Genomic DNA, 14913 nt, shown 5'->3' with positions numbered 1-14913 from the left:
GGGACGGCCGGTCGCCACCGCCGGGGGCCGATTTCTTTTGGACCTTGGTTCTCGGGCCTTGGTTCTTGGACCTGTTCTTGGACCTGTACGAGGAGTGGGAAACGTGGGACTCAGTGGGCGGATTCGGACCCGGGACGGATGGGCCGTGCCGCATGCCGTCGTGACGGTCACGGACATGACGGGTTCGCAGGTGCTGCGGGCCGGGGTCGACGGGGAAGGCGCGGTGCGGGACACCACGGAGCTCGCGCCTGGCCCGTACACCGTCATCGTCACCGCGGTCGGGTACGCGCCCGCCGCCGCCACGGCCCTCGTCACGGCGAGCGGGCGGGCCGAGATCGGCACCGTGGTGCTCGCCCGCGCCGGCGGCACCGAGCTGCCGCCGCCCGGGCCGTGGACCATCGACCCCGTCCACTCATCCGTGGGCGCCGTCGCCCAGCACCTGGGGATCTCCAGTGTGCGGGGGCGGTTCGCCGAGTTCTCGGGGCGCATCGAGATCGCGCAGAACCCCGGTGACCTGGAGAAGTCGCGGGTCGACGCGGTGATCAGGGCGGCGTCCATCGACACCGGCAACGCCCTGCGGGACGGGCACTTGAAGTCCGCGGACTTCCTGGACGTGGAGACGTACCCGGAGATCACCTACCGGTCGACAGGCCTCGAACCCGCGGGCGCCGACCGGTGGACGGTCCACGGCGAGCTCGGCATGCACGGGGTCGTGCGCCCCGTGGACCTGGACCTGGCCTACCTCGGCACCGGCGCCGACCCGTGGGGCGGCACCCGGGCGGCGTTCCGCGCCACCGCCGAGCTGCGCCGCGAGGACTTCGCCATGAACTACAACCAGGTGCTCCAGGCGGGCATCTCGGCCATCGGCACGACGCTGCGGGTGGAGCTGGACATCCAGGCGGTGCAGGGCGAGAGCCTGCCGCAGGTGTAGGGCCCGGCGCCGGGTCCCAGGACCCGGCGGCAGGCGGGTCGGGAGCCCGCCCCGGGCGGGGTCAGGAACCGGCGGGGCAGGCGGGGTCAGGAACCGGCGGGGCAGGCGGGGTCAGGAACCGGCGGGGGCAGGCGGGGTCAGCGGGCGGTCCGGGTCCAGGAGTGCCTCGATGCCCGCGATCATCAGATCCAGGGCGATCATGAAGTCCCGCTCCCACATCTGAGCGACGGTGCCCTCGCTGCGGGCCGCCATGAGTTCCTGGGCCGACCGCACCGCCTCGTTCGTGGCCAGCTCCTCGTTGACGGTGCCGACCGCGTCCCGGAAGTACTCGTCCTGGGTCATCCCGGCCGCCGCGCACCGGGCGAGGAAGTGCCCCTCGATGGTCCCGAACCCGTACACGAACTGGAACACCGCGGCGATGGCCCCGTTCCGCCGGTCGGGCGGGAGGCCGGTGTTGCCGACGGCCTGCTGGATGGCGAGGGAGAACCTCAGCCAGTTGGGGCCGATGTTCAGGAACTCGCCGACGAGCGGCGACACCCAGGGGTGGCGGACCAGGAGTTCCCGGTAGCCGTCGGCCAGTTCGCGCAGTTGCTCGCGCCACTTCTCGGGTTCGGACGAGGTGTCGGGCAGCGGCACCTCCACGCACACCGCGTCGAGCGCCAGCTCCAGGAGGTCGTCCTTGGTGTCCACGTACCAGTACACGGACATCGCCGTGACGTCGAGCTCCGCGGCGAGCCTGCGCATGGAGAACTTGGCGAGCCCCTCCGCGTCCAGGAGCCGGACCGTGGCCGCCGTGATGCGGTCGCGGTCGAGCCCTGCCGGTTTCTCGCCCCTGCGGGAGGTGCCGCGGCGGGCCTTGCCCTCCAGCCAGACGCTCGTGCGCGCCGCTCGCTTCGCGCGGTCGGCTGCCTTCGCCATGGCGCACCTTCCTGGTCCTGCTCGTGTGGGTGGGTGCTGATTCTCCGGGGAGACGGGCGGTCGGAAAGTCCCGGTCCGCCCGTCCCCGATGCTATGCCGACGCGGCTACGCGGTCGTCTTCTCCGCCGTGTCCTCCGGTTGCGCCGGGCGCCGCGGGGAGTCTGCCCGCTCCGCCCGCCACAGCAATGCCGCGGCCAGCGCGCCGCCGAGGAACAGCGCCACCGCGCCGACCAACTGGCTGGTCTCAAGGCCGGAGGAGAACGCGTCCGCGATGCGCTCCCGCTCGCCCGCCGACTCCGCCGCCGCCATGGCGGCGGGGAACGACGCCGCGGACACCGTGGCCAGGGCCGAGAAGCGGGAGTTCAGGACCGCGCCGAGCACCGCGACGCCGAGGCCGTTGCCGAACTCGGCGAGGGTGCCGTTGATGCCCGCGCCCACACCCGCCTTCTCCGGCGGGATCGCGCTCATGATGGCGTTGGCCATCGCGGGCATGGCGAACGAGATGCCCGCGCCCATCAGGATCAGTCCGACGAGCATGCCCGCGTAGTCGTGGCCGCCGAACGAGGCGACCACGGCCAGACCGCCCGCCAGCATCGTCATGCCGGTCAGGATCGTCACCGGCGTGCCCAGCTTGGCGTGCACCTTCGCGCCGATGCCCACCAGGTTGAGCACCACGACGGTCGCCGCGAGGGGCGCCGTGCGCAGGCCCGCCTCTAGGGGTTCGTACCCGAGGACGAACTGGAGGTGCTGGGTGAGCAGATAGAGCGAGCCGCCGAGGCCGAAAGCCACCAGGATCGCGCCCGTCACCGCTCCGATGAAGCGCTTGTTCCGGAAGAAGTGCATGTCGAGCATGGGGTACGGGGCACGCAGCTCCCACAGCGCGAACAGCGCGAGGACGCCGATGCCGACCCCCGCCGCGACCAGGACCCGCGCCGACGTCCAGTTGTGCTCGGGCCCTGAGATGATCGCGTACACCACCGAGGCCATGCCGATGGTCGAGAGCAGCGCGCCGAGCAGGTCGGGGCGGTCGCCCTGCGGATTCTTGGACTCGGGCACCATCCGCACCACCGCGACCACGCCGATCAGCGCCACCGGGATGTTGATCAGGAAGATCGAGCCCCACCAGAAGTGGTCGAGCATGAAGCCGCCGAGCAGCGGGCCCGCGGCGAAGCCGAGGGAGTTGACGGTCGCCCAGAGGCCGATCGCCTTGACCCGCTCGGCGTCGTCGAAGAGCTGCACCACGACCGCGAGAGTCGTCGTCATCAGAAGCGCACCGCCTATGCCCATACCGGCGCGCGCCGCGATCAACTGCGCGGAGGTCTGGGACAGACCGGCCACCAGCGAGCCGATGCCGAACAGGACGAGGCCCGCGGTCAGCAGCTTCTTGCGGCCGTAGCGGTCGGCGGCGCTGCCCGCGGTGAGCAGCAGGCCCGACTGGACGAGCGAGTACGCGTTGATCATCCACTGGATGTCGGACGACGACGCGTCGAGCTCATGGGTGAGCGAGGGGATCGCGACGCTCAGGACGGTGTTGTCGAGCAGCACGGTGAGCTGGGCGAGGCAGATGACGCCCAGGATCAGCCAGCGCTGCGGGTGGCGGCCGCCCGGTTCGGCGGCCGCCCCGGGGCTGTCGGCGGTCGTCGCCGTCATCGGGACTCCTTCTCTTCTACGGTGTACGTCGATGTGTGCGACGTACACCGTAGAGGAAGTGCCATACGCTGTACAGCTAGTTCTGCGGCGCGTGGTCCCGTCAGCCCTTCTGCTTGGGTTCCGTCAGGTCGTAGAAGGTGCTGTCGCCCGCCGTGACCTTGGTGAAGTTCTCCGTCACCCATGAGGTGATCCGGGCCGCGTCGCCCTCGCCGGCCGGGCCGAGGCCTGTGCCCACGCCGCCGCCCGAGCCGTTGCCGGAGGCGTTGCCCGCGATGAAGTAGGCAATCCTGCCGTCGGCCACCAGGCTCTTGAACCGGGCGAGGGTGGGTGACGGGTCGCTGCCGTTGAAGCCGCCGATCGCCATCACCGGATCGCCGGTGGCCAGTTGGTAACTGGCGGCGTTCTGGGCGCCCACGGCTGCGGCTGCCCAGGTGTGGCCCCCCGCGTCGCGCTCCAGGAGGCGCTTGGCGGCCGGGCTGACCCGGGCGCCGTCGAGGAGGCCGCCCATGCCGCGGCGGTTCTGCCGGCTGCCGGGCGGCTGGCCCTGCGGATTCTGGTGGTTGCCAGGCGGCTGGCCCTGCTGGTTGCCGGGGGGCTTGTTCTGGCCCTGCTGGTTGCCGCCGGGTGGGCGGGCGCCGTCCTGGGCCTTCGCCCAGCCAGGACCCTGGCCGGGGCCAGGGCCGATGATCACCATCCCGCCGCCCGTCCGCCCGGCCACCGCGGGCCCGGCCGTCACGATCGAGCCGGTGTGCGGGTTGTCCACCGTGGACAGGGTGTACGCGACCGGTCCGGCGAGGGACGCCGCGAGGCCGAGCCCCACGGCGGTGAGGGCGAGCCGCCGCCCGAGGCGCGCCGTGAGCAGCAGTCCCGCCGCTCCCGCGAGCCCCGCCACCAGGACGGCCGTGCGCAGCCAGGGCAGGTGGTCCGGGGTCCGGGCGAGGAGTTCGTACCCCCACCAGGCCGTCACCGCGGCGGTGCCGCCGAGGGCCACGGCCGCCCACCGCTTGGCGCGCTCCTCCCACAGGACCGTCGCGCCCATGCCGACAAGCGCCGCGATGCAGGGGGCGAGGGCGACCGTGTAGTACTCGTGGAAGATCCCGGCCATGAAGCTGAAGACCGCGGCGGTCATCAGGAGCGCGCCGCCCCACGCCACGAACGCCGCCCGCGCGGTGTCCGTGCGCCGCGCACGCCACGTCACGATCAGCCCGGCGACCAGGAGCAGCAGGGCCGCCGGGAGCAGCCAGGAGATCTGCCCGCCGACCTGGGGGTTGAACATCCGGTCGAGGCCGCTCTCGCCCCAACCGCCACGCACGACGTCCGGGCCGCCGCCGGGGCCTCCGGCGTAGCCGCCGCCCTCGACGACGCGGCGCCCGCCGACGCTGCCCGTCTCCTCGCCGTTGATGCGGCCGAGGCCGTTGTAGCCGAAGGTCAGCTCCAGGAAGGAGTTGTCCTGTGAGCCGCCGATGTAGGGGCGCGAGGACTCGGGCCACAGTTCGACGGCGGCGACCCACCAGCCGCCCGCGACGACCATCGCCCCGGTGGCGAGGGCGAGTTGGCCAAGGCGTCGGCGCAGCCGTGTCGGCGCGCACACCGCGTACAGGACCGCGAGCGGCGGCAGGATCAGGAACGCCTGCAGCGTCTTGGTGAGGAACGCGATGCCGACCGCGACGCCCGCCCACACCAGCCACTTGGTGCGGGCGTGCTCCAGGGCGCGCAGCACGCAGTACACGGTGACGGTCATCAGGAGCGTGAGCAGCGCGTCGGGGTTGTTGAAGCGGAACATCAGCGCGGCGACCGGAGTGAGCGCGAGCACGGCGCCCGCGAGCAGTCCGGCGACCGCGCTGAAGCGGCGGCGTACGGCGGCGTGGAGCACGGCGACCGTCGCGACGCCGAACAGTGCCTGCGGCAGCAGGATCGCCCACGAGTTCAGGCCGAAGAGGCGCACGGACAGGGCCATCGGCCACAGCGCGGCCGGGGGCTTGTCGACGGTGATGGAGTTGCCCGCGTCCAGCGAGCCGAAGAACAGCGCCTTCCAGCTCTGGCTGCCGGCCTGCGCGGCCGCGGAGTAGAAGGAGTTGGCGTAGCCGGAGGCGGCGAGGTCGTGGACGTACAGCACGGCCGTGGCCAGGAGCAGCCCGAGGAAGGCGGGCCGCACCCAGCGGGCGTCGTCGGCGCGGCCCCGCCACAGTCGGACGAGAAGCCCGGCCGCTCTCCGGCCGCGTCGGGCTCCCGCGGGCGTGGCGACTGTGGCGGGTGGTGGGACTGTGGTCATCGGGGGGTCCTCGGGTGGTGGGGGCCGGTGGGCTGCGGAGGTTCGGTGGGCTGCGGGGGTTCGGTGGGCTGCGTGCGTGCGGTGGGCTGCGTGCGTGCGGTGGTGCGGGTGGGGTCCGGGAAGACCCAGGAGCGCAGGAGCAGGAAGCGGAGGACCGTCGCCGCGAGGTTCGCGACGACGAGGACGGTGAGCTCCGCGGAGTGCGCGGGGTGCCGCGCCGCCGCGTCGAGGGCCGCGAGGGAACCGCTGGTCAGGGCGAGCCCGATGGCGAAGACAAGGAGCCCCTGCGCCTGGTGGCGCACGGCGTGGTCGCGGCCGCGTACGGCGAAGGTGAGACGGCGGTTGGCCGCCGTGTTGGCGACGGCGGAGACGAGGAGGGCTCCCGCGTTGGCCGCCTGCGACCCCGTGACCGTACGGAACCCGGAGTACAGGAGCAGATAGAACAGCGTGGAGAGCACGCCCACCGCGCAGAAGCCGACGAGCTGGCGGGCGAGGCCGCCCGGCACCCCCGGCAGCTCGCGGTCGCGCGGGTCGTCACCGAAGGGGCGCGCGAGCCGGTCCAGAGGGAGCGCGCCCACGGCGAGCGCGCGGCCGACGCGCCAGACGCCCCTGAGGTCATCGGCCGCCGTACGGAGGATGTGGACCGTCGAGTCCGGGTCGTCGACCCAGTCGACGGGCACCTCGTGGATGCGCAGGCCCGCCCGTTCGGCGAGGACGAGCATCTCGGTGTCGAAGAACCAGCCGGTGTCCTCGACCAGCGGCAGCAGCTCCCGTGCCACGTCCGCCCTGAGCGCCTTGAACCCGCACTGCGCGTCGGAGAAGCGGGCGTGCAGCGAGCCGCGCAGGATGAGGTTGTACGTCCGCGACACGAACTCCCGCTTGGGCCCGCGCACCACGCGCGAGGCGCGGGCGAGCCGGGAGCCGATCGCGAGGTCGGAGTGGCCGGAGATCAGCGGTGCGACGAGGGGGAGCAGCGCGTTGAGGTCCGTGGACAGGTCCACGTCCATGTACGCGAGCACGGGCGCGTCGGACGCGGCCCATACGGCACGCAGCGCGCGCCCGCGGCCCTTCTCCTCCAGGCGTACGTACGTCACGTCGGGAACGTGGGCGGCGAGCCGGGCCCCGAGGCGGGGTGTGGTGTCGGTGGAGGCGTTGTCGGCGATGGTGATGCGGAAGCGGTAGGGGAAGGTCCGCGTGAGGTGGTCGTGCAGTCCGCGCACGGACCGCGGCAGGTCCTTCTCCTCGTTGTGGACCGGGATGACGATGTCCAGGACGGGGGGTTTCGGTACGTCGCGGGGGCCGCCGCTCTGGGCGTGCGCGTCTTGGACCGGCAGGTGGGCCCGGGTCGGCAGGGTGGCCCGGGTCGGCGGGGTGGCCCGGGTCGGCGGGGTGGCCCGGGTCGGCGGGGCTCCCGACGGCCCCGGGGAAGCGTCGGTTGGCATACGGCCGACGCTCGTCGGCCGCGCTGTCAGGGCTGTGTGGTGGGGCTGTGGCGCGACTGTGAGTCATGGAACCCGTACGGGGGCGGGTGCGGCGGCTGGGGTCTCGTTCGTCCCGTTCATCCCGTCCGTCCCGTAGGGGCGTACCCCCTACGGGGCTGCCGGGTGCGCCGCCACCTCGTACGGCGAGAGGATCGGCGGCTCCTCGTGAGCGGGCAGCCGTACCGCGAACACCGTGTTGCCGGGCTCGCTGGTGACCGTCACGGTGCCGTCGTGCGCGGTCACGACCGCGTGCACGATGGCGAGGCCGAGGCCCGTCGAGCCATGGGCGCGCGAGCGGGAGGAGTCGCCGCGCGCGAACCGTTCGAAGACGTGCGGGCGCAGGTCGGGGGCGATGCCGGGCCCGTCGTCCACGACGTCCAGGCCGACCCAGGTGCCGTGGTGGCGCACCCGTGCGGTCACCGTGGTGCCGGGTGGGGTGTGGGTGCGGGCGTTGGCGAGGAGGTTGGCGAGGACCTGGTGGACGCGGGCCCGGTCGGCGAGGACCTGCGCCGGGTCGTCGGGCAGTTCCAGGCGCCAGACGTGGTCGGGGCCCGCGGCGCGGGCGTCGCTCAGGACGTCGACGACGAGCGGGGAGAGGTCGAGGGGCTCGCGGTCCAGGGGGCGTGCCGTGCCGCTCTCCCGGGTCAGCGGGCGTGCCGTGCCGCTCCCGCGGGGCGTCGGGTGTTCCGTACCGCCCTCGCAGGTCGGCGAGTGTTCCGTACCGCCCTCGCAGGTCGTCGGGTGTTCCGTACCGCCCTCGCAGGTCGGCGGGGGTGCCGTACCGCCCTCGCAGGTCGGCGGGGGTGCCGTACCGCTCCCGCAGGTCGGCGGGGGCGCTGTGCCGCTCCCGCAGGTGGGCGGGGGCACCGTGCCGCTCTCGCGGCCCGCGTCGAGGCGGGCGAGCAGCAGCATGTCCTCGACCAGGCCGGTCATCCTGGCGGCCTCGGACTCGATGCGGCCGAGGGCGTGCCGGGTGTCGGGCCCGGTCTCCTCGTGGCCGCGGCGCGTCAGCTCGGCGTACCCGCGGATGGACGCGAGCGGGGTGCGCAGCTCGTGGCTGGCGTCGGCGACGAAGCGGCGCGCCCGCGTCTCGCTGTGCTGGCGTGCGCGCAGCGCCGCGTGGACGTGGTCCAGCATGCGGTTGAGCGCGGCGCCGACCTGGCCGACCTCGGTGCGCGCGTCGGCCTCGGCGTCGGGGACCCGCTCGTGCAGGGCCACTTCTCCGCTGTGCAGGGGGATCTCGGAGACCCGGGCGGCCGTGGCGGCGACGCGGCGCAGCGGGCGCAGGGCCACCCCGACCATGGCGGCGCCCGCGAACGAGGCGGCGACCAGGCCCGCCGCGGTGACACTGACCTCGGTGACGACGAGCGTGCGCAGGGTGGTGCCGACCTTGGCGGTGGGCAGTCCCACGAGGTAGTCGCCGTTGCCGCCGGTGGCGTACTCGACGCGGTACTCGCCGAGCCCCGGCACGTCGACGGTGTGCGGTTCGCCGTCCCGGGAGACGGTGGCGAGGGCGGCGAGCTGGGCCTCGTCGAGCCCCACGGCGACGGCGCCGAGGGACACGTCGGCCGCGTCCCGCTCGGCGCTCACGGAACCGGCGCCGACCGTGCCGTCCGCGTCGACGACGGCACCGACGGTGCCGATTTCCTGGGGGCCGAAGGTGACGAAGCGCAGGGGGCCGCCGGTTTTGCCGGGGGCCTTGCCGGGGCTGGGGGCTGTGTCGGGGCTTGAGTTGGGGTCTGCGTCGGGGTCTGCTTCGGGGTCTGTGCAGGGACCTGTTTCGGTACCGAGGCCGGGGATGCCCGGCGTGATGATCTTGCCCTCGCGGTGGTCCGGCAGTCCGGCGGAGCCCGCCGGGGGCCCGGCCGCACGCATCGCGACCTGCCCGAGTGCGCCGTCCAACTGCTCGTACAGGTGCGAGCGCAGGGCGATCGTCGTGACGGTCGCGATCACCGCGCAGACCACGGCGATCAGGGCGACGGCGGAGACGACCAGGCGGGTGCGGAGGGTACGGGGCGTGCGGAGGGTGCGGGGCGTGCGGAGAGCGCGGGGCGTTCGGGGGCCGCGCAGCCGGGTCACGCCACCAGGACGGCGGGCTTGATGAGGTACCCGGCGCCCCGCCGCGTGTGGATCATCGGTTCCCGGCCTGCGTCTATCTTGCGGCGCAGATAGGAGATGTAGAGCTCCACGACGTTGGCCTGGCCCCCGAAGTCGTAGTTCCACACCCGGTCGAGGATCTGCGCCTTGCTGAGCACGCGCCGCGGATTGCGCATGAGGTAGCGGAGCAGCTCGAACTCGGTGGCGGTCAGATGGATGGACTCACCGCCGCGCGTCACCTCGTGGCTGTCCTCGTCGAGCGTGAGATCGCCGACGGCGAGCACCGACTCGCTGCGGCGGCCCGACGCCCAGGACCGCCGGATCAGGCCGCGCAGCCGCGCGACGACCTCTTCGAGGCTGAACGGCTTGGTGACGTAGTCGTCGCCGCCCGCGGTGAGTCCGGCGATGCGGTCCTCGACGGCGTCCTTGGCCGTGAGGAACAGCACGGGCACGTCGGGCAGCTCCCTGCGCAGCCGCCCGAGCACGGCCAGGCCGTCCATGTCCGGCAGCATCATGTCGAGCACGACGACGTCGGGCCGGAAACCGCGCGCGGCCCGCACCGCCCCCGCGCCGTCACCGGCGCTGCGGATGTCCCAGCCCTCGTAGCGCAGCGCCATGGACAACAGTTCGGTGAGCGACACCTCGTCGTCCACGACGAGCACGCGGACGGGGCTCCCGTCCGGCCTGAGCAGTTCGGTACGCCCCCGGGGCGATGTCGTGGTCATGCCCCAAGGGTCGGCGGCGGCGGTGAGAGACGGCTTGTGCCCGCCTGTGAATTCCCTGAGAAAACCCTGCGGGGTGCCGGGGGCGCCGCCGGGATCCCTTCGGGGCGTCGTCGGACTCTCACTCCAGGCCGAAGAGCCGCGCCCCGTTCCCGTGGCACACCGCTCGGAGCCAGTGGTCGCCGAGGTCGAGCCGCTCCAGGGCCTCGAGCTGATGGACGTACCCGTAGGGGATGTTGGGGAAGTCCGTACCGAGCAAGATCTTGCCGCCGAGCCCGAGTTCGGTGAGGCGGCCGAGATCGGCACGCGGGAACGGTGCCGCCTGCTCGCCGAAGTCCGTGAACGCCATGGTCGTGTCGAGCCGCACCCCCTCGTACCGTTCGGCCAGGTCGAGGAAGTCCGCGTACTCCGGCATCCCCATGTGCGCCACGACGAGCGGCAGTCGCGGATGGCGCCCGAGCAGCCGGCCCACCGGTTCGGGCCCGGTGTGCTTGCCGGGCGCGGGACCTGAGCCGCAGTGCATCACCACCGGGATCCCGGCCTCGGCGAGGAGGCCCCAGACCGGGTCCAGGAGCGCGTCGTTCGGGTCGTACGCGCCGACCTGCACATGCGACTTGAACACCCGCGCCCCGGCCGCGACCGCCTCCGGCACATAGCGCGCGGCGTCCGGCTCGGGGAACAGCGTCGCCGTGTGCAGACAGTCCGGCGTCCGCGCAGCGAACTCCGCCGCCCAGTTGTTGAGCCACTCCGCCATGCCCGCCTTGTGCGGGTACAGCATCGATGTGAACGCCCGCACCCCGAACCCCCGCAGCACGGCGAGCCGCCGCTCCTCGTCGTGCCGGTAGGTGATCGGCCATTGCACGCCCGTGAGCGGGCCGACCGAGTCGAAGTAGTTCCACACCTTCGCGAGGACGCGCTCGGGCATGAAGTGGGTGTGTACGTCGACGAGTCCTGGCAGGCCGAGACGCCGCCAGAAGGCGGTGACCTGGTCCGCCTCGTCCGCCGGGGCGGTCGCTTCCTCACTCAATTCCGTAACTCCGCTCGACCTTGGCGACGTGCACGACGTAGTCCTCGTACCACTCCTTGCGGCCCCGCACCCGTGCCCCGCGCCGAGTCCATCCCGAGGAACCCGGGCACGGCCCGCACCCGCTCCTCCATACGCTCGGCGGTCGCGCCGTAGTCGTTGTCCCCCGGAGAGCGCAGGGAGCTGAACACGACGGTGTAGTAGGGAGGTGGGAAAGGGCCCCCGGGGCCGGGTCCGGGGCTGTCACTCCCGTCTACGGCAGCAGCATCATCATCAGGTTGATCACTCATGACACACACGGTCGGGTGCGCGCCGATCCCCTGTCCACCCTCCGGTGCCCGATATCGCCCTACGGGCGGCGGGACTTTGCCTTCCGGTCGACGAAGCCCTCGGAATCAGAACAGCCCGCCCTGCACCACAGGTATCTCCCGTACAGGGACCGTCACGGCTCCCGCGACGCTCGTGTCCACGGCGGCGGCGTCGCCGAGGCCCACCAGCGGCCACCCGCTCATCAGCCGACTGTCGATCACCAGCTCCCGCGTGCCGGGCCCCCACATCCCGGACTCCCGCGTGCCGGACCCCCGCGTCCGCCCGCCCGCATCCACGGACAGGTGCAGATCGGGTCCTGCCGCGGCGAGGAGAGTCCCCGCCACCACTCCGCCGTCGGTCAACTGCTCCACGGCCTGCCCCAGGTCGGCGGCGAAACCGTGGGGACCCCCCGGAGCACCCGGGGCCGCCTGATCAACTGGGGCACCCGGACCACCGGGTCCGCCGGAACGGCCGAGCGCGGCGAGCCCGAACACCTCGCCGTGGTCCACGACTTCGCACGCCAGCCGCTCCAGCGATTCCGGCCAGCCGCCGAGCGCCACCGCCTGCCGGTGGACCCCCGCCAGCTCGCCCGCCCGCTCCTCCGCTCCGGGGAGTCGCGCCCGCAGCACCCGCTTCCGCTCGTACGGAATCCGGTCCGGTACGCCGAGGGCGGTCCGCAGCAGTTCCTCCGTCCTGCGCGCCGCCATCAACGGCCCCCGGCCGAGCCAGGTGTAGGCCACGGCGCCCTGCTCCAGGAGGCGCGCGCCGCCCCGCGCGACGCCCGTGATGCCCACCTTCACCAGTCCGGGGCCGAACCAGGCCACGTACACGTGGTACGGACGCGGGTCGTCGGCGAAGGTGTCCGCCGCGACCGAGTGCGCCCGGTCGACGCGCGCGCACTCCTCGCACTGCGCCCGCGTGGCCCGCCCGGCCACCGCGGCGCCCGTCGGGCACACCGTCCACCGGCCGCCCCGCCGCACCCCGAGACAGCGCCGCCCGCCCCGGACCCGGAAGGCGATCTCGCCCCCGGCCGACAGCGCGCTCTCCCGCTCGCCGCGCCCCGGCGCGTACCACCCGAGGACGGGCCCCGCACCGACCCGCCACCGCACCCCCGTGCACCACCACGTCATGGAAACGAGCATGCCGCACGCCACTGACAATCGTGCCGTGGAACAGCACGCGAGGCTCCCTGCCGTGATTGGTTACCGTCACGGGTGACAGGGCACGCCCGCCGGGACCGCAGAAGGGGACCACATCATGGCCGTCGTCGCCGAGTTGTCGTACTACCCCGTCAAGGGCTGCGCGGGAACGGCGGCGGATGAGGCCGTCCTGACGGCCGCGGGCCTCGCGCACGACCGCAGCTTCATGGTCGTCACCGAGGACGGCGGGTACCGGACGCAGCGGCGGGACCCACGCCTCGCGCTGATCCGCCCCACGATCACCGCGGACGGCGACCGGCTCACGCTGCGCGCCGACGCCCACGGCTCCGTGGACATCGACGTGGACACGACCGGCGCCCGCCGGGACGTGGACCTCTTCGGAGCCCCGTACCAGGGCATCGACCAGGGCGACGCGGCGGCGGAGTGGCTGTCGGACGTGCTGGGCGGCACCCCCAGCAGACTGGTCCGCGTACCGCCGGAACACGACCGCGTGACCGACGGCTCGACGCCCGGCACCTCCGGCTATGCCGACAGCAGCGCGCTGCACCTCATCTCCCTGGCGACCGTGGACCTCCTGAACGAGAAGATCGTCAAGCGGGGCGGTGAGCCACTGCCGATGGACCGCTTCCGCCCCAACATCGTCGTGGCGGGCTGGGACGAGCCGCACACCGAGGACCGCGCCCACCACCTCACGATCGGCACCACCGAACTCGGCTACACAAAGGCAGCGATCCGCTGCGCCGTCACCTTGGTCGACCAGGACGCCGGCCGCAGGGCGGGCCCGGAGCCGCTGCGCACCCTCGCCACCTACCGCCGCGCACCCCGGGGCGGGGTCGCACTCGGCACGAAGTACGCCGTACTGCACGCCGGCAAGCTGTCCGTGGGCGACGAGGTGACGGTCGGCACGTGGGGTGCGCCCGAGGTCCCCTGAGCCGAGACGCCGCCGACTGCGTGGGTCGGCGGCGGGCACGGGCGTTGCCGTGCTTCGGTGCTGTACGCCCCGGAAACGCAAGAGGCCCCGGAGTGATCCGGGGCCTCTTGTCTGTGTGCACTCGGCAGGATTCGAACCTGCAACCTTCTGATCCGTAGTCAGATGCTCTATCCGTTAAGCTACGAGTGCTTGGTTTTTCTGTTGTGTTGCTCTTCCTCCCGGGCCTTTTCGCCCCGGTCGGCGTTGCGAGAACAACATTACATGACCTGCGCCGTGAGGCGAAATCCGTTTCCCGCATCCCGCCTGACCTGGGCAAATACCCATCAGGGGGCTCTCCGGCGCCCCTCGAACCCACGGGCGTCCCACCGAAGCTGTGCCGGTGCGGGGGAGGCGTGCGGGGTGAAGGGTGGCGGATACGGCCGAAGCCCCGGTCGGGTGACCGGGGCTTCGGATCGTGGTGCGGAGGCGGAGGGATTTGAACCCTCGATGGGCTTTAAGACCCAAACCGCATTAGCAGTGCGGCGCCATAGACCGGACTAGGCGACGCCTCCCAACCTGCACTTCCACGCGAGCGCGGAGGTGCGTGCAGATGATGACACAGCCAGGGGGCGCGTCACCAATCGCGGCTCCACGGTACTAGCCGTGCGGCCCGCAGGGCAAAGTCAAAACCGGGGGCGCAACGCGACGGGGCTCACGGCGTTATAGGCGGTGGGCGCCGGGGACCGACACGGCTCCGGCGCCGACGGCCTGGCCGTGCCGCGCCTCGCCGCCACCGCGTCCCCAGGGGAGCCCCCGTGCAGCACCTCACGCCACGCCGCCTCTTCCTCACCGCCGCCACGACCCTCGCCGTCCTCACCGCGGGCCCCACCACCGCGCAGGCCTGCCCACCGGGCGCCGCGGGCCCGGCCGGAGCGGCCACCGTCGAGAAAGTCGAGAAGGTCCAGAAAGCCGAGAAAGCCGGGAAGGTCGAGAAGGTCGAGAAGGTCGAGAAGGTCGGGAAAGCAGCCGGCGTCCAGGACATCGGGCCCGGTGAGCACGGCAGGCATCGGCTGACCATCACCGTGAGCGGGACCGGGGGCGCCGGCGACGGCACGTACACCCTGCGGTGCGCCCCCGACGGGGGTTCGCACGCTTCACCCGGTGCCGCGTGCGAACGGCTCGATCAGCTCGCGGCCGAGGGCCTGGACCCGTTCAAGGCGGTCCCGCGCGGCACCATGTGCACCCAGCAGTACGGCGGCCCGCAGACCGCCCGCGTCCGCGGCGAGTGGCAGGGGCGGCACATCGACGCCGCCTTCTCCCGCACCGACGGGTGTGAGATCTCGCGGTGGAACAGCCTCGTGCCGGTGCTGCCTTCGGACGGTGCGTGAGGCGGGGCGCGGACAGCGCGTGAGGCAGGCGCGGACGGCGCCTTAGGCAAG

Annotated in this window: 11 protein-coding genes and 2 tRNA genes; 3 read left to right on the top strand and 10 right to left on the bottom strand. The window is 72.9% G+C overall.

Translation table 11 applies throughout. From position 1 onward, the window contains the following. The first annotated feature begins 103 nt into the window (after positions 1-103). Positions 104-931, top strand: coding sequence for a YceI family protein (locus tag IG78_RS0104260; RefSeq protein WP_030559826.1), 828 nt, complete (start codon positions 104-106; stop codon positions 929-931). A 111-nt stretch (positions 932-1042) separates the two neighbouring features. Here the strand turns inward: IG78_RS0104260 and IG78_RS0104255 are convergent, their stop codons facing one another. The 8 genes from IG78_RS0104255 to IG78_RS0104220 form a co-directional block, all read right to left on the bottom strand. Next, entirely contained in the window at positions 1043-1849 is an 807-nt protein-coding gene (locus IG78_RS0104255) for a TetR/AcrR family transcriptional regulator (RefSeq protein ID WP_030559825.1), read from the bottom strand. A 105-nt stretch (positions 1850-1954) separates the two neighbouring features. Continuing rightward, positions 1955-3499: an MFS transporter gene (locus tag IG78_RS0104250; protein WP_051852343.1), complete on the bottom strand. Its 1545-nt coding sequence runs from the start codon at positions 3497-3499 to the stop codon at positions 1955-1957. Between the two features lie 100 nt (positions 3500-3599). Beyond that, positions 3600-5771, bottom strand: a complete 2172-nt coding sequence (locus IG78_RS0104245; protein ID WP_030559823.1) for a glycosyltransferase family 39 protein — start codon at positions 5769-5771, stop codon at positions 3600-3602. Further along, on the bottom strand, positions 5768-7213 hold the full coding sequence (locus tag IG78_RS0104240; protein WP_078964798.1) for a bifunctional glycosyltransferase family 2/GtrA family protein: 1446 nt from the start codon (positions 7211-7213) through the stop codon (positions 5768-5770). The genes IG78_RS0104245 and IG78_RS0104240 overlap by 4 nt, the downstream gene beginning before the upstream one ends. A gap of 147 nt (positions 7214-7360) precedes the next feature. Next, the gene (locus IG78_RS51025; RefSeq protein ID WP_225881977.1) at positions 7361-9322 is read right to left on the bottom strand and encodes a sensor histidine kinase; all 1962 of its coding nucleotides are present in this window, start codon (positions 9320-9322) and stop codon (positions 7361-7363) included. A gap of 5 nt (positions 9323-9327) precedes the next feature. After that, positions 9328-10074, bottom strand: coding sequence for a response regulator transcription factor (locus IG78_RS0104230; protein ID WP_030559820.1), 747 nt, complete (start codon positions 10072-10074; stop codon positions 9328-9330). A 118-nt stretch (positions 10075-10192) separates the two neighbouring features. Beyond that, on the bottom strand, positions 10193-11098 hold the full coding sequence (locus tag IG78_RS0104225; protein WP_030559819.1) for an amidohydrolase family protein: 906 nt from the start codon (positions 11096-11098) through the stop codon (positions 10193-10195). A 392-nt stretch (positions 11099-11490) separates the two neighbouring features. Beyond that, the gene (locus tag IG78_RS0104220; RefSeq protein ID WP_051852359.1) at positions 11491-12534 is read right to left on the bottom strand and encodes a DUF2797 domain-containing protein; all 1044 of its coding nucleotides are present in this window, start codon (positions 12532-12534) and stop codon (positions 11491-11493) included. Between the two features lie 127 nt (positions 12535-12661). Between IG78_RS0104220 and IG78_RS0104215 the strand changes: the two genes are divergently transcribed. After that, entirely contained in the window at positions 12662-13495 is an 834-nt protein-coding gene (locus IG78_RS0104215; RefSeq protein WP_030559816.1) for an MOSC domain-containing protein, read from the top strand. A gap of 116 nt (positions 13496-13611) precedes the next feature. On the opposite strand, the gene IG78_RS0104210 is transcribed toward IG78_RS0104215, so the two are convergent. Then, positions 13612-13684, bottom strand: a tRNA-Arg gene (locus tag IG78_RS0104210). 271 nt (positions 13685-13955) lie between these two features. Beyond that, positions 13956-14046 (bottom strand) — tRNA-Ser (locus IG78_RS0104205). 243 nt (positions 14047-14289) lie between these two features. On the opposite strand from IG78_RS0104205, the gene IG78_RS51015 reads away from it, so the two are divergent. Continuing rightward, on the top strand, positions 14290-14862 hold the full coding sequence (locus tag IG78_RS51015; protein ID WP_030559815.1) for an SSI family serine proteinase inhibitor: 573 nt from the start codon (positions 14290-14292) through the stop codon (positions 14860-14862). The last annotated feature ends 51 nt before the right edge of the window (positions 14863-14913 follow it).

The sequence above is a fragment of the Streptomyces aureocirculatus genome, assembly GCF_000720475.1.
GTDB lineage: Bacteria > Actinomycetota > Actinomycetes > Streptomycetales > Streptomycetaceae > Streptomyces > Streptomyces aureocirculatus.
The sequence above is the reverse complement of the archived record's forward strand: the minus strand, read 5'-3'. Positions and strand labels throughout refer to the sequence as shown.

Coding starts and splice junctions, on each gene's coding strand:
- IG78_RS0104220 (WP_051852359.1), bottom strand. CDS start 12,534: ATGACGTGGTGGTGCACGGGGGTGCGGTGGCGGGTCGGTGCGGGGCCC.
- IG78_RS0104245 (WP_030559823.1), bottom strand. CDS start 5,771: ATGACCACAGTCCCACCACCCGCCACAGTCGCCACGCCCGCGGGAGCC.
- IG78_RS0104215 (WP_030559816.1), top strand. CDS start 12,662: ATGGCCGTCGTCGCCGAGTTGTCGTACTACCCCGTCAAGGGCTGCGCG.
- IG78_RS0104255 (WP_030559825.1), bottom strand. CDS start 1,849: ATGGCGAAGGCAGCCGACCGCGCGAAGCGAGCGGCGCGCACGAGCGTC.
- IG78_RS0104240 (WP_078964798.1), bottom strand. CDS start 7,213: ATGCCAACCGACGCTTCCCCGGGGCCGTCGGGAGCCCCGCCGACCCGG.
- IG78_RS0104250 (WP_051852343.1), bottom strand. CDS start 3,499: ATGACGGCGACGACCGCCGACAGCCCCGGGGCGGCCGCCGAACCGGGC.
- IG78_RS0104230 (WP_030559820.1), bottom strand. CDS start 10,074: ATGACCACGACATCGCCCCGGGGGCGTACCGAACTGCTCAGGCCGGAC.